The organism is Microbacterium resistens NBRC 103078 (genome assembly GCF_001552355.1).
In the GTDB taxonomy this organism is placed as follows: Bacteria; Actinomycetota; Actinomycetes; order Actinomycetales; family Microbacteriaceae; genus Microbacterium; species Microbacterium resistens.
In genome coordinates this window covers 1-24,412 of sequence record NZ_BCRA01000084.1, presented here as the reverse complement: position 1 = coordinate 24,412, position 24,412 = coordinate 1, and the positions used below count along the sequence as shown (strand labels likewise).

General features: G+C 72.9%; 20 protein-coding genes. 6 read left to right on the top strand and 14 right to left on the bottom strand.

Annotated elements, in window-relative coordinates:
* The coding region (locus tag MR1_RS20175) for a hypothetical protein (RefSeq protein ID WP_169797698.1) at nt 1-213 on the top strand (213 nt) is incomplete at its 5' end.
* A gap of 554 nt (nt 214-767) precedes the next feature.
* Here MR1_RS20175 and MR1_RS13860 read toward each other — a convergent pair.
* Together MR1_RS13860 and MR1_RS13855 are read right to left on the bottom strand one after the other, a co-directional pair.
* Nucleotides 768-2,342, bottom strand: a complete 1,575-nt coding sequence (locus MR1_RS13860; protein WP_067247978.1) for a carboxylesterase/lipase family protein — start codon at nt 2,340-2,342, stop codon at nt 768-770.
* Entirely contained in the window at nt 2,339-3,091 is a 753-nt protein-coding gene (locus MR1_RS13855) for a TetR/AcrR family transcriptional regulator (protein ID WP_084344696.1), read from the bottom strand. Before MR1_RS13855 ends, MR1_RS13860 begins: the two co-directional genes overlap by 4 nt.
* Nucleotides 3,092-3,249: 158 nt before the next feature.
* Between MR1_RS13855 and MR1_RS13850 the strand changes: the two genes are divergently transcribed.
* On the top strand, nt 3,250-4,854 hold the full coding sequence (locus tag MR1_RS13850; RefSeq protein ID WP_306304932.1) for a carboxylesterase/lipase family protein: 1,605 nt from the start codon (nt 3,250-3,252) through the stop codon (nt 4,852-4,854).
* Here the strand turns inward: MR1_RS13850 and MR1_RS13845 are convergent.
* Entirely contained in the window at nt 4,824-5,546 is a 723-nt protein-coding gene (locus MR1_RS13845; RefSeq protein WP_084344694.1) for a TetR/AcrR family transcriptional regulator, read from the bottom strand. The two genes, MR1_RS13850 and MR1_RS13845, sit on opposite strands and share 31 nt — an antisense overlap.
* A 109-nt stretch (nt 5,547-5,655) precedes the next feature.
* On the opposite strand from MR1_RS13845, the gene MR1_RS13840 reads away from it, so the two are divergent.
* Nucleotides 5,656-7,938 carry a glycoside hydrolase family 3 C-terminal domain-containing protein gene (locus tag MR1_RS13840; RefSeq protein ID WP_067247975.1) on the top strand — a complete coding sequence of 761 codons (2,283 nt, stop codon included), beginning with the start codon at nt 5,656-5,658 and terminating at the stop codon, nt 7,936-7,938.
* A 205-nt stretch (nt 7,939-8,143) separates the two neighbouring features.
* Here the strand turns inward: MR1_RS13840 and MR1_RS13835 are convergent, their stop codons facing one another.
* Nucleotides 8,144-9,529 carry an aspartate aminotransferase family protein gene (locus MR1_RS13835; protein ID WP_067247972.1) on the bottom strand — a complete coding sequence of 462 codons (1,386 nt, stop codon included), beginning with the start codon at nt 9,527-9,529 and terminating at the stop codon, nt 8,144-8,146.
* Nucleotides 9,530-9,540: 11 nt separating this feature from the next.
* Complete coding sequence (locus MR1_RS13830; RefSeq protein WP_067247969.1) at nt 9,541-11,073, bottom strand: CoA-acylating methylmalonate-semialdehyde dehydrogenase; 1,533 nt, start codon at nt 11,071-11,073, stop codon at nt 9,541-9,543.
* A gap of 241 nt (nt 11,074-11,314) precedes the next feature.
* Here MR1_RS13830 and MR1_RS13825 point away from each other — a divergent pair, with 241 nt between their 5' ends.
* On the top strand, nt 11,315-12,880 hold the full coding sequence (locus tag MR1_RS13825; protein WP_255218159.1) for a PucR family transcriptional regulator: 1,566 nt from the start codon (nt 11,315-11,317) through the stop codon (nt 12,878-12,880).
* A 254-nt stretch (nt 12,881-13,134) separates the two neighbouring features.
* Here the strand turns inward: MR1_RS13825 and MR1_RS13820 are convergent, their stop codons facing one another.
* From MR1_RS13820 to MR1_RS13810, 3 genes are read right to left on the bottom strand one after another with little or no spacing between them, the layout of a single operon-like run.
* Nucleotides 13,135-13,482 (bottom strand): cupin domain-containing protein, encoded by a 348-nt coding sequence (locus tag MR1_RS13820; RefSeq protein WP_067247963.1) that lies wholly within the window; start codon nt 13,480-13,482, stop codon nt 13,135-13,137.
* Nucleotides 13,479-14,882, bottom strand: coding sequence for an NAD(P)/FAD-dependent oxidoreductase (locus MR1_RS13815; RefSeq protein ID WP_067247960.1), 1,404 nt, complete (start codon nt 14,880-14,882; stop codon nt 13,479-13,481). The genes MR1_RS13820 and MR1_RS13815 overlap by 4 nt, the downstream gene beginning before the upstream one ends.
* Before the next feature lie 20 nt (nt 14,883-14,902).
* Nucleotides 14,903-15,370: an Lrp/AsnC family transcriptional regulator gene (locus tag MR1_RS13810; protein WP_067247957.1), complete on the bottom strand. Its 468-nt coding sequence runs from the start codon at nt 15,368-15,370 to the stop codon at nt 14,903-14,905.
* 123 nt (nt 15,371-15,493) lie between these two features.
* Between MR1_RS13810 and MR1_RS13805 the strand changes: the two genes are divergently transcribed.
* A complete protein-coding gene (locus MR1_RS13805; protein ID WP_067247953.1) occupies nt 15,494-16,927 on the top strand; it encodes a gamma-aminobutyraldehyde dehydrogenase in 1,434 nt (477 codons plus the stop codon).
* A gap of 30 nt (nt 16,928-16,957) precedes the next feature.
* On the opposite strand, the gene MR1_RS13800 is transcribed toward MR1_RS13805, so the two are convergent.
* The 4 genes from MR1_RS13800 to MR1_RS13785 form a co-directional block, all read right to left on the bottom strand.
* Nucleotides 16,958-17,503: a GNAT family N-acetyltransferase gene (locus MR1_RS13800; RefSeq protein ID WP_067247950.1), complete on the bottom strand. Its 546-nt coding sequence runs from the start codon at nt 17,501-17,503 to the stop codon at nt 16,958-16,960.
* A gap of 189 nt (nt 17,504-17,692) precedes the next feature.
* The gene (galE, locus tag MR1_RS13795; protein WP_067247947.1) at nt 17,693-18,670 is read right to left on the bottom strand and encodes a UDP-glucose 4-epimerase GalE; all 978 of its coding nucleotides are present in this window, start codon (nt 18,668-18,670) and stop codon (nt 17,693-17,695) included.
* A gap of 76 nt (nt 18,671-18,746) precedes the next feature.
* The gene (gene galK, locus MR1_RS13790; RefSeq protein ID WP_067247944.1) at nt 18,747-19,964 is read right to left on the bottom strand and encodes a galactokinase; all 1,218 of its coding nucleotides are present in this window, start codon (nt 19,962-19,964) and stop codon (nt 18,747-18,749) included.
* A complete protein-coding gene (locus MR1_RS13785; protein ID WP_067247941.1) occupies nt 19,961-21,217 on the bottom strand; it encodes a galactose-1-phosphate uridylyltransferase in 1,257 nt (418 codons plus the stop codon). The genes galK and MR1_RS13785 overlap by 4 nt, the downstream gene beginning before the upstream one ends.
* 82 nt (nt 21,218-21,299) lie before the next feature.
* Between MR1_RS13785 and MR1_RS13780 the strand changes: the two genes are divergently transcribed.
* Complete coding sequence (locus tag MR1_RS13780) at nt 21,300-22,403, top strand: LacI family DNA-binding transcriptional regulator (protein WP_084344692.1); 1,104 nt, start codon at nt 21,300-21,302, stop codon at nt 22,401-22,403.
* A gap of 130 nt (nt 22,404-22,533) precedes the next feature.
* Here MR1_RS13780 and MR1_RS13775 read toward each other — a convergent pair whose 3' ends face one another.
* A complete protein-coding gene (locus MR1_RS13775; RefSeq protein ID WP_217996230.1) occupies nt 22,534-23,535 on the bottom strand; it encodes a hydroxyacid dehydrogenase in 1,002 nt (333 codons plus the stop codon).
* On the bottom strand, nt 23,532-24,412 hold an 881-nt coding region (locus MR1_RS13770; protein ID WP_067247939.1), incomplete at its 5' end, for a carbohydrate ABC transporter permease. The genes MR1_RS13775 and MR1_RS13770, both read right to left, overlap by 4 nt.

Here is a 24,412-nt window from a genome sequence, read left to right as displayed (position 1 = left end):
GGGCGGGTCCGGCTCATCGGCGCCGGTGCGCGCGCGACCGCCGAGGCCGTCGCGGGATCCCCGAGCCTGGCGATCTATGCGAACCCGGTCGTCTCCGCCGGCCGCGTCGAGCTGCTGACGTTCCTGCGCGAGCAGGCGGTCTCGGTCACGGCGCACCGCTTCGGCACGCCGCACCGCTACGAGATCCCGACGCTCGCTCCCGTGCGCGACTGACGCCGACTCGCGGGTGGCCGCCGAGGCCGCCCGCGAGCTCAGGCGTTCGGGTGGGTTCAGGCGGATCTGGAGCAATTGCGCCTGATCCGGCGTGTGTGCCTGATGTGGCGTGTGTGTTGTGCGTGCGTGTGGCGTGCGCTGGCGCGGTGCTGGTGCGCGGTGCTCGTGCGTGAGTTCAGGCATTCGCGCGGGTTCAGGCGGATCTGAGGGATGCGTGCCTGATCTGGCGTGTGTGCCTGATTCAGCGCGTGCCTGAGGTGGCGTGCGCTAGCGCGGTGCTGGTGCGTGAGTTCAGGCGTTCGCGCGGGTTCAGGCGGATCTGAGGGATGCGTGCCTGATCTGGCGTGTGTGCCTGATTCAGCGCGTGCCTGAGGTGGCGTGCGCTGGCGCGGTGCTCGTGCGCGAGTTCAGGCATTCGCGCGGGTTCAGGCGGATCTGAGGGTTGCGTGCCTGATCTCGCGCGTGTGCCTGATTCGGCGTGTGCCTGATCCGCAGCGTATGCCTGATGCGGCGTGCCAGAGGACGCGGGCGTGACAGGGGACGAGGACGCGGGGTCAGGCGAGGGGGAGGGCGTCGTCGTACGCCGTCGTCGAGACGAGCGGCTCGCCGGGAGGAGCACCGAACACCCGTGCGGTTCCCGGCGCGCTGCGCCATGGTGCCCAGCCGGGATCCCCGGTGCGGACGAAGCCCACGGCGGCGCCGTGCATGTCCGTCGCCAGCTGCTGCGGAGGATCGTCCCCGGCGAGGCGGGCCACGTGCGGGTCGTCGAGGCAGTCGAACCAGAAGGGCACGTCGAGACAGTGGCACGACCACCCCTTGGTGGGGGAGACCCAGGCGAAGCGGTAGGCCCAGGTCGGCGCCGCGCCCCGCGCCTCCGCCGCACGGACGACGAGGGATCGGAACACGGAGTCGGTGACGAAGCGCCCAAGCACAGCGGCGGTCCCCTTCCGTCGCTGCGGACGGTTCGCGGCGAGCCAGGCGCGGCGCACCGGGCGGTCCCGGAGAAACCGTGCGACAAGCCAGGCGGCGGGGATGAGGCGGAGCCTGCCGCGCACGTCGTCGAGCACCATGGTGAACTCATCGTCGGTCGCGCCCAGCAGGAGCGGCTTGTCCGCACCGACGCCCGCACGGAGGGCGTCCACGGTGGAGGTCGTGACGAGCTCTCCGTCGATCACCGGTCCCCACGGCAGGCCGTCGGTGAGGGTCGCCGTGACCGCGGCGATGCCGGTGCGCCCGAGGAGCGCGGCCTGCGGCTGGAGCTTCATGATCCGCCGCTCCGGCACGCTCCGGAAGCCGTCGAGGTCGGGGTCGCATCCGGCGAGCTCGGCCAGGCGGTGCGAGCGCGCCTCCACGCGGTCGCGCGGGAGGTCCGCGAGGGCGGGGGAGATCGCGAGGGCGGCGTGGAAGAGATGCTGGGCCTGCTCGAGGGCGAGGAGCCGGAGCACCGCCCCGCCTCCGGCCGACTGGCCGGCGATCGTGACGCGCGACGGGTCGCCGCCGAACGCGGCGATGTTCTCCCGCACCCACTCCAGCGCGGCGATCCAGTCGAGCACGCCGCGGTTCGCGGGCGCTCCGTCGATGATCCCGAAGCCGTCGAAGCCCAGGCGGTAGGAGATCGACACGGTCACGACGCCGTCGCGGGTGAAGGCGCGCCCGTCGTACCAGGGGCTGGCCGGGGAGCCGTCGGTGTACCCGCCCCCGTGGATCCACACCATGACCGGCAGCCCCGCCGCGTCCCCCGCCCCCTGCCGAGTGGTCAGTTTCTGCGGGTTGCGGCCGTCTGAACCCGCAGAAACTGACCACTCGGGGAGGTGGGGCGTGAAGACGTTGACGTTGAGGGTCGAGGCGCCGGGGATGCTGGGCTCCGGGATGAGCGTCTCGCCCTTGTCCCCACGTTGCGTGGTCGGACCGTACGCGGTCGCGTCGCGCACCTCGGTCCAGGGCTCCGGGGGGACGGGCGCGAGGAAGCGTCGTCGTCCGGTGGGCGGCGCGGCGAACGGGATCCCGAGGAACGCGGCGGAGCCGGCCGGGGTGCCGGGCGTACCGCGCCACATCCCTCGGACCGGGCCCGCGGAGGTCGTCACGACGGGGGCCGCCCCGGTGCCGGCGGGGGTGTCCGAGTCGGTCATGGCGTCAGCGTACCGGGGACGGAGCGGGACGCCGGGCCGCCCGTTCGCGGGCTCGCGCCGCGCGTCTGCGGACGCGGATCACCCGCCACGGGATCCCATCCGGCCGGAACCGGGCCGCTCGGCACCGGCTCCGCGGCATGCGGGTGCTCGCCGTCCGCCCTCGGGTCCGGGCCGCCCGCCGCGGACGGACGCAGCAGCGACAGGAAGAGACGGATGTCCGCGGCCATGTCGATCGTCGGGTCGAGCATCCACGCGTTCTGCAGTCCGTCGGCGAGGGCGTGCGCCGTGCGGACCACCCACGCGGGATCGAGATCGGCGCGGATGTGCCCCGCGGCCTGCGCCTCGACCACGGCGGCCCGCGCGGATCGCTCCAGCCGTTCCGTGCGCTCCGTGAAGAACGCGCGGGCGGGATGCTCGGGGTCGGCCGCGTCGGCGGCGAGCTGGGTGTAGAGCTGCACGAGCCCCGGCACCTCGGCGTTGTGCCGGACGACGTCGAGGAAGGCGTCCAGGAACGGCCGACCGGCGTGCGGGATGGCGTCCTGCTCGTCGCGGGCGCGCAGGATCGCGAGGAACAGATCCTCCTTGGAGCCGAAGTAGTGCAGGAGCCCGGCGGGGCTCAGCCGCACGGCCTCGGCGATGTCGCGGACGGAGGCGGCGCGGTAGCCGCGGGCGGCGACGAGGCCCAGCGCGGTCTGGAGGATCTCCTCGCGTTTGGCGACGCCCTTCGCATAAGCGCCTCGCGGAGTCATGGCTCCAGGGTACTGACGCGGGCGACAAAACCGAATCATGTTCGACTTTCTTGCCCGGATCCCTTGTGCGGGAAGCGGTGGGATGGCACGCTGAGCAAGAAACCAAACCGCGTTCGGTATTGCCTTATTGCCTTCGATCCGCTCGACGTGGAGCAGCCATGACCCTCACCCCGCCCGATCCCGCCTTCCGAGACCCGACCGAGAGGAATCCCATGGAGCACACCGAGACCGCCCACCCCGAGGTCCGCACCGCCGCAGGGGCGGTGCGCGGGCGCTGGCGCCCGACGACGGGCGGGGCGGGGTATCCGCGGTCGGCCGCGTTCCTCGGCATCCCGTTCGCCGAGGCGCCGGTCGGGGAGCGTCGCTTCGCCGCACCGGTCCCGAAGGCGCCGTGGGAGGGCGTGCTCGACGCCGCGGAGTTCGGAGCCACCGCGCAGCGCGGGGATCCGGGGGTGACGCTCATCCCGGAGCCGAGCGTGCCCGGCGACGCCACGCTCAACGTCAACGTCTTCACCCCCCACCTCCCCGAGTGGTCAGTTTCTGCGGGTTCGGAGGGCCGCAACCCACAGAAACTGACCACTCGACGGGAGGAGGACGACGAGCGTGGGCTGCCGGTGCTCGTGTGGATCCACGGCGGCGGCTACTTCGCTGGCTCCCCGGCGAGCCCCTGGTACGACGGGCGGGCGTTCAACCGCGACGGCGTCGTCACGGTGACGATCTCCTACCGGCTCGGCTTCGACGGCTTCGGGTGGATCGAGGGCGCCCCGTCCAACCGCGGCGTGCGGGATTGGCTCCTCGCCCTCGAATGGGTGCAGGAGAACATCGCGGCGTTCGGCGGCGATCCGGATCGGGTCACCATCGCCGGACAGTCCGCCGGTGGGGGCGCGGTGCTCACCCTGCTCGGGATGGAGTGCGCGCAGCATCTGTTCGCCCGGGCCTACGCGATCTCCGGGGCGCTCGCGGACGTGAGCGCCGAGCGGTCCGAGGCGTTCGGGCGGGCGCTCGCTGCGCAGGCCGGCGTCGCGCCGACGCGGGCCGGATGGTCGGCGTTGAGCGAGGAGCGGATCCTCGCCCTGCAGAAGGCCGCGACCGAGCTCGGCCCCGACGCCCTGGGCACGATCGTGGAGGAGGGGCTTCCGCTGGGCCCGACCGTCGACGGGGACCTGCTCCTCCGGCCCACCCCGGAGTCGTTGCGCGCCGGCATCGGCGCCGACAAGCCCCTCGTCCTCGGCGCCACGGACGACGAGTTCACAATGGCGATGGCCGACGCCCCGGCCGCCCTGCGGTGGGTCCCGAAGAGCGTGCTGCTCGGACGTCTCGGCGTCCCGAAGGCCGCGCAGAAGGCCTACCTCGCGGCCAATGCCGACGTGGCGGCGAAGGGGGCCGCGAGGCTGGCCGGGCGGGTGCTGACCGACCGGATGTTCCGGGCGGCGGTCGTGCGGACCGCCGCCGACCGCGGCTCCGCGCCCACCTGGGTCTACCGGTTCTCCTGGCCGTCGGGGCACTTCGGATTCGCGGAGCACTGCCTCGACGTGCCGTTCTTCTTCGACGCCCTGGACGGCCCGGCGATGGAGCCGCTCGCCGGCCCGAACCCGCCGCAGGAGCTCGCGGACGAGGTCCACGCCGCCGCCGTGGCGTTCCTCGTCGCCGGGGATCCCGGGTGGCCGCGCCACGACCCCGGGCAGCGGATCGCGCGCGTGTTCGACACGCCCTCGCGGGACGAGCCGGACGCCTACGCCTCGGTGCGGCCGCTGCTGGGCTGACCCTGCACGTCCTGCGCGTCCTGCACGTCCTGCGGACCCTGCGCCTGTGCGTCCTGCGCGTGGGTGCCGCGGGCGCCGCCCGCGGACGCGCCGTCGACGGATCCGCCCGACGGGTCCACGAGCGTGAAGAATGCGTCCACGAGTGCCGCCATGTCCATGTCCGGTTCGACGAGCCACTGCATCTGGGCGCCGTCGGACACGGCCTGGAGGAGGCGCGCGAGGACCTCCGGGTCGAGACGGGTCGGCGCCCGCCCGGCGGCCTGGGCCTTGGCGATCGTCTCCGTCCAGGAGGCGCGCACGGCTCGGCCGCGCTCGGCGAAGAACGCGCGGGAGGGGTGGGCGGGATCGGCGGCGTCGGCGGAGAGCCGCGTGAACAGCTCCACGAGCCCGGGCACCTGCGCGTTGTGGCGCACGAGGTCGAGGTAGGCGGCGCGCAGCTCGTCGAGCTCGCCCTGCAGCGCGCCGACGCGCTCGGCGGCGTCGAGCTCGTCCCGGGCCCGGAGGATCTCGACGAACAGGTCGTCCTTGCTGTCGAAGTAGTGCAGGAGTCCTGCCTGGCTCAGCCCGACCTCGTCGGCGAGCTCCTTCACGGAGGCGCCGTGGTACCCCTCGCGCGCGACCACGGCGAGGGCGGCGCGCAGGATCTCCTCCCGCTTCGCGATCCCCTTCGCGTACGCACCTCGCCGAGCCATCCCCCGAGACTATCGGCCGGGGCGGGTCGCCGGAATGAAAACCGAGCGATGCTTGCTTTTTGGGGTGCGGACTGGTTGGGTGGAGCCACCCGTTCACGAAGGAGTCGACATGTCCGAAGCCACCCGCGATCGTCTCGGCGAGCTCACCACCGAGGAGAAGGCCTCGCTGACCAGCGGCGCCGACTTCTGGACGCTGAAGCCCATCGAGCGGATCGGCGTCCCGTCGATCATGGTCACCGACGGCCCGCACGGGCTGCGCAAGCAGGCCGCGGACAACGACCACCTGGGGATCAACGACAGCGTGCCCGCCACCTGCTTCCCGCCCGCGGTCGGCCTCGGCTCCAGCTTCGACCCCGAGCTGGCCGAGCGCGTCGGCGTGGCCCTCGGCGTCGAGTCCGCGATCGAGGACGTCGCCGTCATCCTCGGCCCCGGGATCAACATCAAGCGCTCGCCGCTGTGCGGGCGCAACTTCGAGTACGTGTCCGAGGACCCGCTGGTCGCCGGGGTCATCGGCGCGGGGCTGGTCACCGGCATCCAGTCGCAGGGGGTCGGCTCCTCGCTCAAGCACTTCGCGGCGAACAACCAGGAGAACGATCGGATGCGCTCGTCGAGCGACGTGGATCCGCGTCCCCTCCGCGAGATCTACCTGCGCGGCTTCGAGCGCGTCGTCAAGGACGCCCAGCCGTGGACGGTGATGTGCTCGTACAACCGGATCAACGGCGTCTACGCCTCCGAGGACCCGTGGCTGCTCACCGAGGTGCTGCGGGACGAGTGGGGGTTCGAGGGCCTGGTCGTCTCCGACTGGGGCGCGGTGAACGACCGCGTGGCCGCGCTCGCGGCGGGCCTGGACCTGGAGATGCCGTTCAGCGACGGCACCACGGACCGCCAGGTGGCCGCGGCCGTCGAGGCCGGCGACATCGACGCCGCCGTGCTCGACACCGCGGCGGGCCGGATCCTCGACCTCGTGGACAAGGCGCTGGCGCGCCCCGCCGTGGCCGGGCCCCTCGACGTCGACGCCCACCACGTGCTGGCGCGTGAGGTGGCGGGCCGCTCCATCGTGCTCCTGAAGAACGACGCCGTCGACGGCGCGCCGCTCCTCCCGCTCGCCCCCGAGGCGTCGATCGCCCTCATCGGCGAGTTCGCGCGCACCCCGCGGTACCAGGGCGGCGGGTCCTCGCACATCAACCCGACCCGCATCGACACGGCGCTCGACGCGCTCACCGAGGCGGCCGGCGACCGGGTCGCCTTCGCTCCCGGGTTCGCCTTCGACCCGCGCACCGACGCCGCCGAGCAGGACCGGCTCCGCGAGGAGGCCGTCGCCCTCGCCGGATCCCGCGACGTCGCTGTCGTGTTCCTCGGCCTCACGGATCCCGAGGAGTCCGAGGGGTTCGATCGCGAGCACATCGACCTCGCCCCGCACCAGCTCGCCCTCCTGGATGCGGTGGTCGCCGCGAACCCGCGCACCGTCGTCGTGCTGTCCAACGGCTCGGTGGTCGCCCTGCCCTTCGCCGACCGCGTCCCCGCGATCGTCGAGGCCTGGCTCCTCGGCCAGGCCGGCGGCTCCGCGACCGCGGACGTGCTGCTCGGCGACGTCAACCCGTCGGGCCGCCTCGCCGAGACGATCCCGCACCGCCTGGAGGACACCCCGGCCTTCGGGAGCTTCCCGGGATCCTTCGGGCACGTCCGCTACGGCGAGGGGATCTTCGTGGGCTACCGCTGGTACGACGCGCGCCGGATGGACGTGGCGTTCCCCTTCGGCCACGGGCTGTCGTACACGACGTTCTCGTACGGCGACGCGACGGCCCGCGTCGACGCGTCCGGAGACGTGGTCGTGACCGTCCCCGTGACGAACACGGGCGCCCGCGACGGCCGCGAGGTCGTGCAGGTGTACGCGGCTCCGGAGTCGTCGGTCGTCGAGCGGGCGCCCCGCGAGCTCAAGGCGTTCGCGTCGGTCGCCGTGGCGGCGGGAGAGACGCGCGAGGTCGAGCTCCGCATCCGGCGCGAGGACCTGGCGTACTGGGACGTGCGCGTGGACCGCTTCGTCGTGGAAGGCGGGACGTACCGGATCGACGTGGCCGCGTCCAGCCGTGACATCCGCTCCACGGTCTCCGTCGAGATCGACGGCGACGAGGTGCGTCTGCCGCTCACCGGGGAGTCGTCGCTGGCGGAGGTGCTCGCGCATCCGGTCGTCGGGCCGATCGTGCAGGAGCGGCTCGCCGCGCTGCGGGAGAGCGCCGGCGGGGCCATGGACGCCGATGTCATGGGCGACGACACGATCGAGAAGATGATGCAGTCCTTCCCGATCGGGCGTCTGGCCGGATTCCCGGGGATGGGTGTGGACCGCGAGCAGGTCGCGCAGCTCCTCGCCCTCGGGAACGCCCCGCAGCAGTAGCCGCGTTTCGTCTCGCTGCGCTCGCTCAACGACCGGTGGTGCCTCTTTCGGTCGTTGAGCGAGGAGCGCAGCGACGAGTCGAAACGCGGCTTTCCCGGGGTGAGTGCGTTTCGTCTCGCTGCGCTCGCTCAACGACCGGTGGTGCCTCTTTCGGTCGTTGAGCGAGGAGCGCAGCGACGAGTCGAAACGTGGTGACCCGGCGTCGTCAGCGGGTGTAGCCGTCGGCGACGGAAAGGGCGTCGTCGATCGCTGCGAGCCCGCGGATCAGCTCCTCCTCGGAGATCACCAGTGGCGGCGCGATGTGCGTGCGGTGGAAGTGCACGAACGGCCAGACCCCGCCCTTCTTCGCCGCGGCGGCGAACGCGCCCATCGGCGCAGCATCCGCGCCGGAGGCGTTGAACGGCACGAGCGGCTCCCGGGTCTCGCGATCCCGGACCAGTTCCACGGCCCAGAACAGCCCCCGCCCGCGGACCTCGCCCACGCTCGGGTGACGCTCCGCCCACGAGCGCAGGGTCGGCTCCACGACCCGGCTGCCCAGGTCGCGCACGCGCTCGAGGATCCCGTCGCGCTCGAACACCTCGAACGTCGCGACACCGGGGGCGCAGGCGAGAGGGTGCCCGGAGTAGGTCAGCCCGCCGGGGAACGGCGTGCGCGCGAAGTGCTCCGCGATGCGCGCGGAGATGACGACGCCGCCGAGCGGCACGTACCCCGAGTTCACGCCCTTGGCGAAGGTGATGAGGTCGGGCTTCGCGCCGAAGGCGTCGATGCCGAACCACTCCCCGAGGCGTCCGAATCCGACCATCACCTCGTCGGCGATGTAGACGATGCCGTGCCGGTCGCACAGCTCGCGCACGCCGTCGAGGTATCCGGGCGGCGGGATCAGCACGCCGTTGGTGCCCACCACGGTCTCGATGATGATCGCGGCGATCGTGCCCGGTCCCTCGAGCAGGATCGTCTGCTCGAGGTGCTCCAGCGCGCGCCGCGACTCCTCCTCCACCGTCGTCGAGTGGAAGGCGGAGCGGTACAGGTAGGGCCCGAAGAAGCGCACGGTGCCGTTGTCGCCGCCGTCGTTGGCCCAGCGTCGCGGGTCGCCGGTGAGCGAGATCGCGGTGGCCGTCGAGCCGTGGTAGCTGCGGTACATCGACAGCACCTTGCGGCGGCCGGTGACCTGGCGCGCCATGCGCACCGCGTACTCGTTGGCCTCGGCGCCGCCGTTGGTGAAGAACACCTTCTCCATGCCCTCCGGTGCGACGCCGGCGATGAGGCGGGCGAGTTCGCCGCGCACGTCGTTCGCCATCGAGGGCTGGATGGTCGCCAGGCGCCCGGCCTGCCGCTGCACCGCGGCGACGAGGTCCGGGTGCTGATGACCGAGGTTGAGGTTCACCAGCTGGCTGGAGAAGTCGAGGTAGGCGTTGCCCTCGTAGTCCCAGAACGTCGCCCCGTCACCCGCTGCGACGGGGAGCGGATCGATCAGCGCCTGCGCGCTCCACGAGTGGAAGACGTGCGCACGGTCGTCGGCCCGCACCTGTGCGTCGGCGGCGGCGTCCGGCAGGGGGTGCGATGTGCCGTGGCGGTCGGAGTAGTCGGTCATCGTCCGGATCCTCAGTGGTTGCTCGGGAAGCCGAGGTCGACCTGTGCGGGGGTGTGGTCGGGCCAGCGCGTCGTGACGACCTTCGAGCGGGTGTAGAAGTGGATCGACTCGGGGCCGTAGATGTGCGAGTCGCCGAAGAGGGAGCTCTTCCAGCCGCCGAACGAGAACGCGCCGATCGGGACCGGGATCGGCACGTTGATGCCGACCATGCCGACCTCGATGTCGAACTCGAACTGGCGGGCGGTGCCGCCGTCACGGGTGAAGATCGCGGTGCCGTTGCCGAACGGGTGGTCGTTGATGAGCTTCACCGCCTCGGCATAGGTCTCCACGCGGACGACCGAGAGCACCGGGCCGAAGATCTCGTCCTCGTACAGCTTCATCCCGGGCGTGACGTTGTCGATCAGGCTGATGCCGGTGAAGAAGCCGTTCTCCGGGAGGGGCCGCCCCGCGGCGATGCGCCGGCCGTCCGCCTGCGCCGTGCCGTCGATGAGCACCGTCGCGCCTTCGGCCTCGGCGCCGGTCACGTAGGACTCCACGCGGTCGCGGTGCTCGCGGGTGATGAGCGGACCCATCTCGCTCGCCGGATCCGTGCCGTCGCCGATGCGCAGATCGCGCACCTTGTCGGTGATCGCGGCGATGAGCGGCTCGGCCACGTCGCCGACCGCGACCAGGACCGAGACGGCCATGCAGCGCTCGCCGGCGGAGCCGTAGGCGGCCGAGACGGCGGCGGCAGCGGCGGCGTCGATGTCCGCGTCCGGCATGACGACCATGTGGTTCTTCGCCCCGCCGAGCGCCTGGACACGCTTGCCGTTGGCGGAGGCGCGCTCGTAGATCGATCGGGCGATCGGGGTCGAGCCCACGAAGCTGACCGCCTTGACGACGGGGGAGTCGAGGAGGGCGTCGACGGCGGCCTTGTCGCCGTTCACGACGTTCAGGACGCCGTCGGGAAGCCCGGCCTCCTGGAAGGCCTGGGCCAGCCAGATCGCGGCGGAGGGGTCCTTCTCGCTCGGCTTGAGCACCACGGTGTTCCCGCAGGCGATGGCCGAGGCGACCATCCACAGCGGCACCATCACCGGGAAGTTGAACGGCGTGATCGCCGCGACGACGCCGACCGGCTGCTTGACGGAGTGCACGTCCACCCCGCGCGCGACCTGCTCGGCGCGCTCGCCCTTGAGCAGGTGCACGAGCCCGGCCGCGAACTCGACGTTCTCGATCCCGCGGGAGACCTCGCCGGCGGCGTCCGAGAGCACCTTGCCGTGCTCGCTCGTGACGATCGCCGCGAGCTCCGGCGTGCGCTCCGCCAGGATCTGCCGGAGCCGGAAGAAGACATCGGCGCGCTTGATGAGGCTGGTGGCGCGCCAGCCCGGGAGCGCGGCGGCGGCCGCGGCGATCGCCTGATCGACCTCTGCGGCCGATGCGAACGCGACCTCCCGATGCGCTTCGCCGGTCGCCGGGTTGTAGACCGGGCCGGTGCGCGCCGTCTCGCCGGCCGGCGTCTCGGGGCCGGTCAGGGCGCCGTCGATGAAGTGGCGGATCAGGGTCACGGGTTCTCCTCGAAGAAGGGTCTCTGGGGCATCGCCGGACGATCTGCCCGGCTGCGTCCGTACGCTTGTGTGCCCATGCTGACACTGACCAGGATGGGGGAGTGCCCGCAGATCGTCTTGACTTCGACGACATTCGGACAGAACGTCCGGAGACTGGTCCCGTCCTGCCGCGTGCCGTGGACGCTCCCGCCGCACCGTGTTCCGTCCGTCATCGTTCCGTCCGTCATCCGGTGTCTGGTCCGTGCTGACCGTCGCGGAGGCGCTGACGGTCCCCTCCCTCCGGGACGCGCACCCGGAGGTGCTCGCGGGTGACCTCGACGTCCCGGTCCGCTGGGTGCACGTCTCTGACAGCGACCGCGTCGCGGCCCTGCTGGACGGCGGGGAGCTGCTGCTGACCACGGGCGCCGGCTGGGCCGGGACGGACGCGGCTCTCGCCGGGCTCGTCCACGCGCTGGCCGACGCGGATCTCGCGGGGATCGTGCTCGAGCTCGGCACGCGATTCGCCGTCGCCCCGCCCGCGCTCGTCGCAGCCTGTCGCGAGCGGGACCTCGCGCTGGTCGCCCTGGAGCGCGAGGTCAAGTTCGTCGCCGTGACCGAGGACGTGCACCGCCGGATCATCGCCGGGCAGGTCGAGGCGCTGGAGGAGCGGCAGCGCCTGCACGACCTCTTCACCGGGCTGAGCCTTCGCGGGGCCGCTGTGGAGGTCGTGGTCCGCGAGACCGCGAGGGCGCTGCGGGCGCCGGTGGTGCTGGAGGATCTCGCGCACGAGGTCGTCGTCGCCGACGCGTTCGACCTTCCCGATGCCGAGGCGCTCGCCGGGTGGACCGAGCGGTCGCGGCGTCGGGACGCGGCGTGGACGCGCGTGCCCGTCGCCGCGCGGGGGACGCACTGGGGCGAGCTCGTCGCCCTTCCCGGCCCTCCGCATCCGGCCGGCCGGGCGACCGTGCTGGAGCAGGCGGCGACGACCCTCGCCCTGTCCCGGCTCTCCGATCCGTCCGACGCCTGGGCGCGGTTGCGCGGCGACCTGCTGCTGGGCGCCCTGCTGGCGGAGCGGTTCGTCGTCACCGCCGACATCGAGACCCGGCTCGCGGCGTCCGGCTTCCCCGTGGCGGGGCGGTCTCTGTTCGCGGTGGTCCAGGGGGCGGGGGCGGTCTCAGTGACGGGCGCCGCGTCTGATGCGGGAGCGGCGGCGAACGCCGGATCCGTCGCACGCGCGGGTGCCGTCGAGCGCGGCAGTGGACCCAGCGGGGAGGCGTGGACGCCCGGCGCCCTCGCGACCCGGTTCGGTCCGTCGGCGCCGACCCTGAGCGGCCAGGTCGGATCCGAACGTGTCCTCCTCATCTCCGCCCCGCAGGGTCAGGGCCTGTCGGATCGGATGCTGGCGGGACTCGGGTCCGTCGCGGTGAGCGAGCCTGCGTCGTCCGTCGACGAGCTGCGCACGGCGCTGTCGCTCGTGCGGAGGCTGGCGCGGCGTGCGGCCCCGGGAGAGGTGCTGCGCGCCGGGGACCGTCCGCTCGCACGCCTCGCCGCCGAGCTCGGCGGCGACGACCGGCTGCGCGCGCACAGCGCACGGATGCTCGGCCCGCTGATCCGACATGACGAGGCGAGCGGCGGGGATCTGCTCCGTGTCCTCGCCGCCGTGGTCGCCCATCCCGCGAATCGGACTGCGGCGGCCGCGGCGTCGCATCTGTCCCGGTCGGTGTTCTACCAGCGCCTCGCACTGATCGGCGACCTCCTCGGCGCGGATCTCGACGACGGCGAGACCCTCGCCGCCCTTCACCTCGCCCTCCTGGCCCACGGCGGCTGACGCGCCTCCGTCCCCTCCGCGCCGCACCCCGCCTCCCGCGGCGGTGTTCGCGCGCTCACCCGGAGTTCGCGTGCTGTGGCAGTGTTCGCGTGCTCGGGCGGCGGTGGATGGAGCGCGGTGCGTCCGCGGGGGCGAGGCGTCACCGCCGGGGCGCGGACCGCGTGTTCCGGCGGAGATCGCGTGTTCGAGCGGTGTTCGCGTGCTCGGGCGGTGAGCGGCCCGGCGGTGCCGCGCGGTGAGCGGCGAGGCGCAGATCAGGTGATGTAGATCTTGCGGAGGGTCTCGGTTACGGTCCACACCGTCCGCTGGCCCTCGCCCAGGCGGACCACGGAGCCCGGGCCCACCGCGAGATCGGGCAGCTCCGGGTCCTCGAACGCGATCCGCGCGCGGCCCGAGAGCACGACGAAGACCTCGTCGGCCTCGACGTCGGTCGCGGTGCCGGGCTTCATCTCCCATACGCCGATCCGCACGCCGCCGAGCGTGGAGAGCTCGGAGGCGGCGGCGGTGGGCGTGCCGTCGATCACCTCGTCGGCGGGAAGCGCGGCGTGCTCGAGCGGCAGCGTCGTCGCGTCCGCGGCCGTGCCCGGTGCCAGTTCCGTCATGAGTCGAACCCCATCCCCAGTGCGTCCAGCGTCTTCAACAGCGGTCCTCGTCGCCCCTCGCGATGATCCGCGCGGTCCATCGCGGCGCGGACGAGGTTGATCCCGATCGCGGCGGCCGGCTCCGGCGGGAACGGGATCGGCTTCTCCCGCACCATCCGCAGCTCCGTCCGCTCGGTCACCTCACCCGAGAGCAGGTCCAGCATCACATCGGCCGCGAACCGCGCCGCTCCGACGCCCAGACCGGTGAATCCGGTCGCGTACGCCACCCGATCGCGGCGGGCGGTGCCGAAGAACGCGCAGAACCGGCTGCACGAGTCGATGGCCCCGGCCCAGCGATGCGTGAACCGCAGGCCCTCGAGCTGCGGGAACGTCGTGAAGAAGTGCGCGGCGAGGCGACGATGGCTCTCCATCCGGTCCTCGTACTCCGGGCGCACCTTGCCGCCGAAGTGGTAGATCGCGTCGTAGCCGCCGAACAGGATCCGGTTGTCCGCCGTGAGCCGGTAGTAGTGGAACTGGTTGGCGCTGTCGGCGAGGCCCTGGCGGTTCTCCCAGCCGATCGAGGCGAGCTGCGCGTTCGACAGGGGTTCGGTCATCAGGACGTAGTCGTAGACCGGCACGGTCATCAGCCGGTTGCGTCGGAGCAGCGAGGGGAACACGTTGGTCCCGAGCGCCACGGCGTCCGCCTGCACGCTCCCGTGCTCGGTGACGAGCGTCAGCGGACCGGATCCGTCCCCCTCGACCCCGCGGACCAGCGTGCGCTCGTGGATCTCGACCCCGAGCTGCGTCGCGACGCGGGCGAGCTCCAGGCCCAGTTTCGCCGGGTGCACGAGGGCGCAGCCGTCCCGATCCCACGCCCCGGCGAGGTAGGTGTCCGAGTGCACCTCGGCGCGGACGGCGTCCTCGTCGAGGAAGCCGTCCTCCTCCCGCAGCCCATCGACCTGGTGCGGCTCGACGGCGACGACGAGCTGGCCGGTCCGCTCGAAGTCAGCGCGGATGCCGTAGCGCTCCACGGTCGCGGCGATCCCGTCGAGGTTCTCCCGGCCCAGCTCCTCCAGGCGGTCGATCTCCTCGGGCCAGCGGCTGAGGCCGTTCTCGTGGCCGTGGGTCAGGCTGGACTCGCAGAAGCCGCCGTTGCGTCCCGAGGCGGCCCAGGCGACGCGCGAGGCCTCCAGGAGGACGACGCGGCGCTCCGGGTTCCGTTCCTTCGCGCGGATCGCGGTCCACAGCCCCGTGTATCCCCCGCCGACGATCGCGAGGTCCGCCCGGACGGCGCCGCGCAGCGGAGGATGCTCGGTGCGGTCGACATCGTCGAGCCAGAAGACCCCGAAGGCGGTGTCCTGGAGAGACGCGTCGATCACGGCGTCCGCCGGACGACGGCGCTCGAAGACGGTGGTTCCCATGGTGCTTCCCGCGGCCCGCCTCAGCGGGTGCCCCAGTTGTAGAGGTCCTTGTGCAGCCCGGCGTAGAGGAAGGACTCCGTGGAGGAGACCCCCTCGATCGCGCGCACCCGCGTGGCGATGAGGTCCAGCAGGTCCTCGTCGCTCTCGCAGATCGCCTCGGCCAGGATGTCGAAGGATCCCAGCGTTACCACGACGTAGGCGATCTCGGGGATCGCCGCGATCGCCTCGGCGACCACGCGCGGGTCGCCGCTCACCCGCACGCCCAGCATGGCCATGCTGGAGAACCCGAGTTGGCGGGGGTCCGTGACCGCTACGATCTGCATGACACCGGCCTCGACGAGCCGTTGCACGCGCTGGCGGGCGGCGGCCTCGCTGAGACCGACCGCCCGGCCGATCTCCGCGTAGGGACGACGGCCGTCCTCCTGGAGCAGTTCGATGATCCGCTTCGAGATGTCGTCCAGCACCGGAGTCCGTGGCTTGTCGTCCATGCCCCGATCCTGACACTGGCTGCGTCAGATTGCAACTGAATCCGTTGTTTCCTTGGCGAAAACAGCTGGATTCCGTTGAATCAATGGGCTGCGGGGTGCGTGTGGATCTCCTAGGCTGGGCCCATGTCGACCCGCCTGCTGCAGAACGTCATCGCCGGCCGCTCCGTCCCCGCCCACGGGACGCGCCGGATGGAGCTCATCGACCCGGCCACCGAGGAGGCCTACGGGCAGGCGCCGGTCTCCGACCGGGCCGATGTCGACGCCGCGTACGCCGCGGCCGCGGACGCCTTCTCGATCTGGCGCGACACGACGCCCGCCGACCGGCAGCTCGCCCTGTTCCGGATCGCGGACGCCATGGCGGCGCGTGCCGAGGAGTTCGCCGACCTCGAGTCGCAGGACACCGGCAAGCCCCGCGCGACGCTGGTGGCGGACGAGATCGACCAGTCCGTCGATCAGCTCCGGTTCTTCGCCGGGGCCGCGCGGAGCCTGGAGGGGCGCGCCGCGGGGGAGTACCTCGCCGGGCACACGTCCTACGTGCGCCGTGAGCCCGTCGGCGTGATCGGGCAGGTCACGCCCTGGAACTACCCCCTCAACATGGCCGTGTGGAAGATCGCGCCGGCGCTCGCGGCGGGCAACACGGTCGTGCTGAAGCCCGCCGAGACCACGCCGCTGTCGACGCTGCTGCTGGCGGAGATCGTCGCGGAGCACACGCCGGCCGGGACGCTGAACGTCGTGCTCGGCGACCGGGCGACCGGCGCCGCGCTCATCGCCCACCCCACGCCGCAGATGGTGGCGATCACCGGATCCGTGCGGGCGGGGATGGCGGTGGCGGAGTCCGCCGCCGCGGACCTCAAGCGCGTGCACCTGGAGCTCGGCGGCAAGGCGCCGGCGATCGTGTTCCCGGACGCGGCGCTGGACAAGGCGGCGGCGGGGATCGTGTCCGCGGCGTTCTTCAACGCCGGGCAGGACTGCACCGCGGCGACCCGTGTGCTCGTGCACGCATCGATCCATGACGAGTTCGTGCGGGCGCTCGTCGCTCGCACGGCATCCCACGCCCGGACCGGCGGGCCGCGCGAGGAGGGCGTGTTCTTCGGGCCGCTCAACAGCGCCGCGCAGCTCGCGCAGGTGCAGGGCGTGGTGGACCGGCTCCCCGCCCACGCCCGCATCGAGACCGGCGGGCACCGCCAGGGGGAGCGGGGGTACTTCTTCGCGCCGACGATCGTCTCCGGGCTGCGCCAGGACGACGAGGCCGTGCAGAGCGAGATCTTCGGGCCGGTGCTCACCGTCCAGCCGTTCGAGACCGAGGAGGAGGCCCTGGCCCTCGCGAACGGGGTGCCGTTCGCGCTGGCCGCCTCGGTGTGGACGCGCGATCACGCGCGGTCGCTGCGCTTCTCACGCGATCTGGACTTCGGCTGCGTGTGGATCAACACCCACATCCCGTTCGTCTCCGACATGCCGCACGGGGGCTTCAAGCACTCGGGGTACGGGAAGGACCTCTCGCAGTACGGCTTCGACGACTACACCCGCATCAAGCACGTCATGAGCGCCCTCGACTGAGCCGCGCCCTCGGGCCTCGGGGTTCCGGGATCAGGCGAGGGCGATCACCCGGCGGCGCTCGTGCAGGACCAGTCCCGGACGCTCGTCGACCTTCGTGCCGCCGTCCTCGATCCAGCCGTGCCGTTCGTAGAAGCTCGCCGCGCGGTCGTTGCCGGCGAGCACCCAGAGGTACGCGCGCCGGCGGCCGTCGGCGCGGAACGCCTCCTCGACCGCGGTGATCAGCGCGTGGCCGACGCCGCGGGACCAGTGATCGGGATCGGCGTAGATGCCCCAGAGCTCGCCGGTTCCCGAGGGCGCCTCCTCGCGGGGATCCCCGTAGGAGGCCCATCCCGCGATCCGTCCGTCGTCGTCCGCGACGATCGTGCGGGCGTGCGGCTCGGCGGGCTCCGACGCGGGCGCCGTGGCCCCGTCCGTCGCGGCGGACAGGATCCGCCGCCAGCCCTCCTCGCGTTGCGGGACGGAGAGCCCGTCGAGCACCTCCTGCGGCATCAGGCCCCGGTAGGCGGTCTGCCAGGAGCGCACGTGCACGGCGGCGATGCCGGGGGCGTCGGAGGCCAGGGCAGGACGGATCAGCATCCCGCCATGCTACGAGCCCGTGCGACCCGCGGCCTCACCGCGTCCCGATCCGCGCCCCTCACCGCGTCCCGATCTGCACACTCCGTCCCGATCTGCACACGGATGTCGCCGATCCGTGTGCAGATCGGGACCGGGTGTGCAGATCGGGACCGGTGACCGTGGACCGGGGGGGGGCAGGGAGCAGGGGGGTCAGCCGGCGCTGCGCCGCGCCTCCCAGCCGGAACGGACCATCTCGTCGACCGAGTGCCGCATCCGCCAGTCCAGGTCCCGCGCGGCGAGCTCGCCCGTCGCGACGATCCGATCCGGGTCGCCCGGGCGGCGCGGGGCGATCTCGGGGACGAAGTCGATCCCGGTCACCCGGGCCATCGCCTCCATGATCTGGCGCACGGACAGCCCGTCGCCGGAGCCGAGGTTGTAGGCGGCCTCGATCGGTTCCCCGGCCTCGAGACGCTGCGCGGCGGCGACGTGCGCGAGCGCGATGTCGCCGACGTGCACGTAGTCGCGCACGTTGGTGCCGTCGGGGGTGTCGTAGTCGTCCCCGTTGATCCGCGGCGTGTTGCCGGCGAGCAGCGCCTCGAACACGATCGGGAAGAGGTTGTGCGGGCTGACGTCGTAGACGGTCGGATCCGCGGACCCCACGACGTTGAAGTACCGCAGCGACGTGTGCCGCAGGGGACGGTCCGTGCCCGCGGTGGCCACGGCCTGGTCGCGCAGCAGCCACTCGCCGATGAGCTTGGACTCGCCGTACGGGCTCGCCGGACGCTTCTCGGTCTCCTCGACCACGAGCGGGACGTCGGGCGTCCCGAACACGGCGGCGCTGGAGGAGAACACCATGTTGGTCACGCCCGCGGCCTCCATGGCCTCCAGGATCACGCGCGTGCCCTCGACGTTCTGGCTGTACGTGTGGAGCGGACGCTGGACGGAGACGCCCGCGTACTTGAACCCGGCGACGTGGATGACCCCGGTGACCCCGTGCTCCCGGAGCGTGCGCTCGACGAGGTCGCGGTCGAGGATGCTGCCCTCGACGAACGCCACGTCCCCGGGGACGAACGACGCCTGGCCGCTGGAGAGGTCGTCGAGGACCACGGGCTTCATGCCCGCCCCCGCCAGGGCGCGCACGACGTGCGCTCCGATGTAGCCGGCACCGCCGGTGACAAGCCAGGACATGGATCTCCTTCCGTCGCGCGGATCGCGCGTGGCCATTCTCCCCCACCCGCCTGACCGCCCGTGACGCGCGGCCGGTTCAGGCGTCGCGGCGAGGACCCGCCGCCGGCGCCACCGGGAACAGGTGCGGCGCGGAGAAGCCGGCATCGCGGAAGGCCCGACGGATCGCGGACGAGACGTCGTCGATCCGCTCCGCGTCCACGACGGCGATCGCCGCGCCGCCGAAGCCGCCGCCGGTCATCCGCGCTCCGACGGCGCCGGCCTCCCGGGCGGTCTCCACGGCGGTGTCCAGCTCCGGCACGGAGATCTCGAAGTCGTCGCGCATGGAGGCGTGCGACGCCAGGAGCAGCTCCCCGATCGCGCGCGGGCCGCCTCCGGGCGTCGTGCGGTCGAGGAGGGCGACGGTGTCGAGCACGCGCTGGTTCTCCGTGACGATGTGGCGGACCCGCCGGAAGGTCACGTCGTCCATCGCGGCGGCGGCGCGGTCCAGGTCCGTGATGGAGACGTCGCGCAGGGCGCGGACGCCGAGGATCCCGGCGCCGCGCTCGCAGGAGGCCCGGCGCTCGCGGTATCCGCCCGTGGAGTGTGCGTGCTTCACCCGGGTGTCGATCACGAGCACCGCCAGGCCCTCTGCGGTGAATCCGAGCGGGACCGAACGCGTCTCCAGCGTGCGGCAGTCGAGGAACGTGGCCGCGTCGGCGACGCCGAGCATGGAGGCCATCTGGTCCATGATCCCCGTCGGGGCGCCGACCGCCTCGTTCTCGGCCCGGCGGCCTGCGCGAGCGAGGGCGACGGGATCCAGTCCGCCCTCCCATAGCGCGTCGACGGCCGATCCGGCCGCACCCTCGATCGCGGCGGAGGAGGACAGTCCCGCCCCGAGCGGCACGTCGGACGCGAACACGAGGTCGAGGCCTGGCGTCGTGGCGCCGCCGACGGCCTCCCGGATCGCCCAGGCGACGCCGAGCGGGTACGCCGCCCACTCCGGGACGGAGGGGGAGCGGCCGGCTGGGGTGGGGAAGAGGCGATCCAGGTCGGCCACGGCCACCTCGACGGGCTCGTCGGCGAGCGTCGAGGCGACGCGGATCCTGCCGTCGTCGCGCCGGCGGGCCGCGGCGTACGTGCGCTGCGGGATCGCGAACGGCAGGACGAACCCCTCGTTGTAGTCGGTGTGCTCGCCGATGAGGTTCACCCGCCCGGGCGCGGACCAGACGCCGGAGGGGTCGCCGCCGGTGACAGCACGGAACAGCGCACGGGCGTCGTCGAACGCCGAGGAGGGGGCCGGATCCGACGCGGTCATGCGGTGTCCTCCACAGGGTCGTCCCCGACCCGGGCGATGGCGTCGCGCAGGGTCGCGGCGGCCGTCTCGGGCGGGATGTCGGCGATCCAGGCGCCCATGGCCGCCTCGGAGCCGGCGAGGTACTTGAGGCGGTCGACGGCGCGGCGCGGCGAGGTCAGCTCCAGGCGGAGCCGGATCGCGTCGCGGCCGTGCGCGCCCGGGGCACCGGCGACCGGCGCCTGGTGCCACGCGGCGATGTACGGGGTCGGACGGGGCGCGGGAGCCTCGGCGTTCCCCGCGGGGCCGGACGCCGGGCCGCCCGGATACCCGTGCAGGGCGTCGACACCGCGGAGGAGGCGCAGGTAGAGCGGGGCGAGCTCGTCCTTCTCGGCCTCCGACAGACCGGCGAGGTCGTGCACGTGACGGTGCGGGAGGAGGTGGACCTCGACGGGCCATCGGGCGGCGAACGGCACGAACGCGGTCCAGTGCGTGCCCGCGATCACGACCCGTCCTCCCTCGCGCTCGAACGCCAGGAGGTCGGCGAACAGGTCGGGGCCGTGCGCGGAGATCCGATCCAGAAGCCGCCGGGTGCGCGGCGTGACCGTGGGATAGGCGTAGATCTGGCCGTGCGGATGCGGGAGGGTGACGCCGATCTCCTTCCCGCGGTTCTCGAACGGGAAGACCTGGGCCACGCCGGAGAGCGCGGACAGCGCCCTCGTGCGATCCGCCCAGGCCTCGATCACGGTGCGGGCGCGGCTGGGCGTGAGGGTGCCGAACGACCCCTCGTGCTCGGGCGAGAAGCACACGACCTCGCACCGGCCGTAGGAGGGGCGCGCGTGGCCGAATCCGGAGGGATCGGGATCGAACGGCGGCGCTTCGGGGCCCGGGAGCGCCGGGCCGAAGGACGGCGACCGGTTCTCGAAGACCGCGACGTCATACCGTGCGGGGACCTCGGACGGGTTTCCTGGGGTCTGCGGGGCGAGCGGGTCCTGCTCCTTCGGCGGGAGGAACGCGCGGTTCTGCCGCGCGGCGGCGACGGAGATCCAGTCCCCGGTCAGCACGTCGTACCGCATGGTGGCCGTCTCCGGCCGCGGATCCAGGGTGCGCGCGTCCACGGCGCGCTCCGGGCCGAGCGCCGTGTCGGCGTCGTCGTAATAGAACAGCTCCCGGCCGTCGGCCAGCCGGGCCGCGCGCCGCACCACGCCGGCGCCGAGCTCGACGACCGCCGTCGTCGCGGGTCCGTCCGGGGAGCCGTCGCCGGACGAGGGATCCATGTTCACGTCAACACGGTAGCCGGGAGGGCGTGATAACGTCAACACTCCAGAGCCTTGGACGGCGAGGGCGACAGGAGCGGACATGGCGCAGCGGCGGGTCTCCATGGCGGCGGTGGCCGCGCGCGCCGGAGTCTCCGGTCAGACGGTGTCCCGCGTCGTGAACGGCAGCCCGCGGGTGGATCCGGGGACGCGGGAGCGGGTCGAGCAGGCCATGGCCGAGCTCGGCTACCGCCCGCACCGCGCCGCCCGAGCCCTGCGGACCGGACGATCCCAGACCCTGGGCGTCGTCGCGCAGACGCTCGCCACGGTCGGCAACTCCCGCATGCTCCAGGCCGTGGCGGAGGCGGCGGCCGGTCGCGGCTACGCCCTCACGGTCGTCACGCTCGGCGCGGACGGAGACATCGCCGCCGCCTTCGACCGGCTCGACGAGCAGGGGGCGGACGGAGCGGTCGTGCTGAACGAGGCCGCGCTCCTCGCCCGCGATGCGGATCCCGGACGCCTCGCCCTCGTCGTGGTGGACTCGCCGCCGGACGACCGATTCGGCGTGATCGGCACCGACCACGAGGCGGGGGCGAGGGAGGCGACCCGGCACCTCCTCGACCGCGGGCACCGCACCGTGCACCACATCGCCGGTCCGGAGGCGTCGTTCGCTGCCCAGGCGCGGGAGCGCGGATGGCGCGCGGCCCTGGCCGAGGCGGGGGTCGCCGCGCCCCGGGTCGTGCGCGGCGACTGGAGTGCACGATCCGGGCGGGAGGCGGCGGAGCGTCTTGCCGGTGCCGCGGGGCTCACGGCCGTCTTCGCGGCCAACGACCAGATGGCGCTCGGTGCGCTGCGCGGGTTCGCGGAGTCCGGACGCCGGGTGCCGGACGACGTCGCGGTCGTCGGGTTCGACGACATCGCCGATGCCGCGGAGTTCCGCCCGCCGCTGACCACGGTGCGCCAGGACTTCGACGCCCTCGGCGAGGAGGCGGTCCGGATGCTCGTCGCGCGGATCGAGGGCTCCGCGCCCGTTCCCCCCGCGTCTGCCGATCCCACTGCTTCCCATCGCTCTGCTGCCGCCCCCTCCGCTCTCGCTGCTGCCGCCCCCTCCGCTCTCGCTGCTGCCGACCCCTCCGCGCGGGTTCCGCCTGAGCCCGTCCGCGCGCTCCTCCTCCCCCCGACGCTCGTCGTCCGCGCGAGCTCCTGACCCCGGCCTCCCTCTGCCCCGACTTCCTGCACGCGAAACCCCCTCTGCCCGCCCAAACCCCCCTTCAGATCCGCTTCTGGGAGGGGGTTTCGATGGGCAGAGGGGGTTTCGGCGAAGGTAGCGAGGGATGTCAGGCCGTGATGGACAGCTCCTCGACGCGGACCGGATGGGCGAGGGGCTCGCCCGCCGCGAGGCGACGAAGCTCCGCCAGCGCGCTGTCGGCGAGGCCCCGCAGCTCGGTGCCGAGCGAGCCCGCGATGTGCGGCGTGAGCAGGACGTTCTCGTGAGCGTAGAGCGGATGGTCCGGCTCCAGCACCCACGGCGTCGTGACGTCCAGGATCGCGTACAGGTCGCCGCGCAGGACCCGGCGGGTGAGCGCGTCCTGATCGATAAGCTCGCCCCGGGCCGTGTTGATCAGCGTCGCGCCCGGCCGGAGCATCGCGATCCGGCGCTCGTCGAGCATGTGCCGTGTCTCGGGAAGGGACGGGGCGTGGATCGAGACGACGTCGCTCGTCGCGACGAGCTCGTCCAGATCGACGGCGCGCACCCCGAGCGCCTCCGCGTCCGCCTCGGCGAGGAAGGGATCGTGCACCACGACGTCGTACCCGTGCGGGCGCAGCAGCGCGATGACGTGGCGCCCGATCCGGGAGGCGCCGACGATGCCGACCCGCTTGTCCACGTTCCCCACCCCCGGGAACTCCGCCTGCGCGTCGAGCTCCGTGCGCGTCCGCGCGTACCGTCGGGCGATCGGCAGGACGCGCTTGCCGGCCAGCAGCACCATCGCCAGCGTGAACTGGGCGACGGGGAAGGCGTTCGTCGCCGCGGCGGAGCTGACGAGGATCCCCCGGTGCCACACCTCGTCGGTCAGGTGGTGCTTGACGGAGCCTGCCGCGTGGAGCACGGCGGACAGCCTCGGCGCCGCATCCAACGCCTCGGCGTCGAGCAGCGGGCTGCCCCACCCGGTCACGAGGACCTCGGCGCGGGCGAGAAGGCCGCGGGCGGCGGGGGACTCGAACTCCTCCACCCGCCCCAGCACGTCCCCGACGGTGGCGAAGGCCGAGCGGCGGGCGTCGTCGAACACGCGGTCGTGGAAGTCCTCCGGCATGGCGAAGAGGATGGTCGGACGGCTCACTTCACGCTCCCCGCGGCCAGGCCGGCGCGCCAGAAGCGCTGCAGGAGGATGAACGCCACGATCAGCGGGATCACGGACAGGAAGGATCCGGTGATGACCATCGGCGTGAACTCCGGCTGCGGCAGCGTGTAGCCCTGCCAGATCGACATGCCGACGCTGACGGGGAACAGCTCCCGGTTCTGGAGCATCACCAGCGGGAGCATGAAGTTGTTCCAGATCCCCACGAACTGGAACAGCGCGATGGTGACGAACCCGGGGGTGAGCATGGGCAGGCCGATGCTGACGAAGGAGCGGACCGGGCTCGCGCCGTCCACCCGGGCGGCCTCCAGGACCTCGTCGGGAACGTACGCCGCGCTGAACACACGCGCAAGATACACCCCGAACGGGTTGCAGAGCACGGGGACGAGCACCGCCCACACGGTGTTGGTGAGCCCGGCGCTGCTGGCGAGGAGGTAGAGCGGCAGCACGGTGGCGGTGTTCGGGATGAGGACGCCGACGAGCACGGCGCCGAGGAGCGCGCTACGCCCGCGGAAGCGGAACTTGTCGAAGGCGTATCCCGCCATGACGGAGATGAGCCCGCCCAGGAGGGCGCCGACCCCGGCATAGAGGACGCTGTTGAGCATCCACCGGACGAACACGCCGTCCGCCTCGGTGAGGACGTCGGCGACGTTCTGGACGAGCGCGGATCCGAAGTGGAACCCGGGCGTCCCGTACAGCTCGGACGCGCTCTTGGTCGCGGCGAACACGAGCCAGAGGATCGGCAGCACCATGTAGAGCGAGCCGAGCAGGAGGAGCCCGTTGACGACGACCCGGGACCCGAGGGGGTGCGCGGGCCCGCGGCGCCGGGGCGCGGGGGCGGCGGTGCGGCGCCGGAGGT

Excerpts from the sequence above, each read along its gene's own strand:
- MR1_RS13860 (WP_067247978.1), bottom strand. The coding sequence starts at position 2,342 with ATGACCGACTCGGACACCCCCGCCGGCACCGGGGCGGCCCCCGTCGTG.
- MR1_RS13855 (WP_084344696.1), bottom strand. The coding sequence starts at position 3,091 with ATGACTCCGCGAGGCGCTTATGCGAAGGGCGTCGCCAAACGCGAGGAG.
- MR1_RS13850 (WP_306304932.1), top strand. The coding sequence starts at position 3,250 with ATGACCCTCACCCCGCCCGATCCCGCCTTCCGAGACCCGACCGAGAGG.
- MR1_RS13845 (WP_084344694.1), bottom strand. The coding sequence starts at position 5,546 with ATGGCTCGGCGAGGTGCGTACGCGAAGGGGATCGCGAAGCGGGAGGAG.
- MR1_RS13840 (WP_067247975.1), top strand. The coding sequence starts at position 5,656 with ATGTCCGAAGCCACCCGCGATCGTCTCGGCGAGCTCACCACCGAGGAG.
- MR1_RS13835 (WP_067247972.1), bottom strand. The coding sequence starts at position 9,529 with ATGACCGACTACTCCGACCGCCACGGCACATCGCACCCCCTGCCGGAC.
- MR1_RS13820 (WP_067247963.1), bottom strand. The coding sequence starts at position 13,482 with ATGACGGAACTGGCACCGGGCACGGCCGCGGACGCGACGACGCTGCCG.
- MR1_RS13815 (WP_067247960.1), bottom strand. The coding sequence starts at position 14,882 with ATGGGAACCACCGTCTTCGAGCGCCGTCGTCCGGCGGACGCCGTGATC.
- MR1_RS13810 (WP_067247957.1), bottom strand. The coding sequence starts at position 15,370 with ATGGACGACAAGCCACGGACTCCGGTGCTGGACGACATCTCGAAGCGG.
- MR1_RS13805 (WP_067247953.1), top strand. The coding sequence starts at position 15,494 with ATGTCGACCCGCCTGCTGCAGAACGTCATCGCCGGCCGCTCCGTCCCC.
- MR1_RS13800 (WP_067247950.1), bottom strand. The coding sequence starts at position 17,503 with ATGCTGATCCGTCCTGCCCTGGCCTCCGACGCCCCCGGCATCGCCGCC.
- galE (WP_067247947.1), bottom strand. The coding sequence starts at position 18,670 with ATGTCCTGGCTTGTCACCGGCGGTGCCGGCTACATCGGAGCGCACGTC.
- galK (WP_067247944.1), bottom strand. The coding sequence starts at position 19,964 with ATGACCGCGTCGGATCCGGCCCCCTCCTCGGCGTTCGACGACGCCCGT.
- MR1_RS13785 (WP_067247941.1), bottom strand. The coding sequence starts at position 21,217 with ATGGATCCCTCGTCCGGCGACGGCTCCCCGGACGGACCCGCGACGACG.
- MR1_RS13780 (WP_084344692.1), top strand. The coding sequence starts at position 21,300 with ATGGCGCAGCGGCGGGTCTCCATGGCGGCGGTGGCCGCGCGCGCCGGA.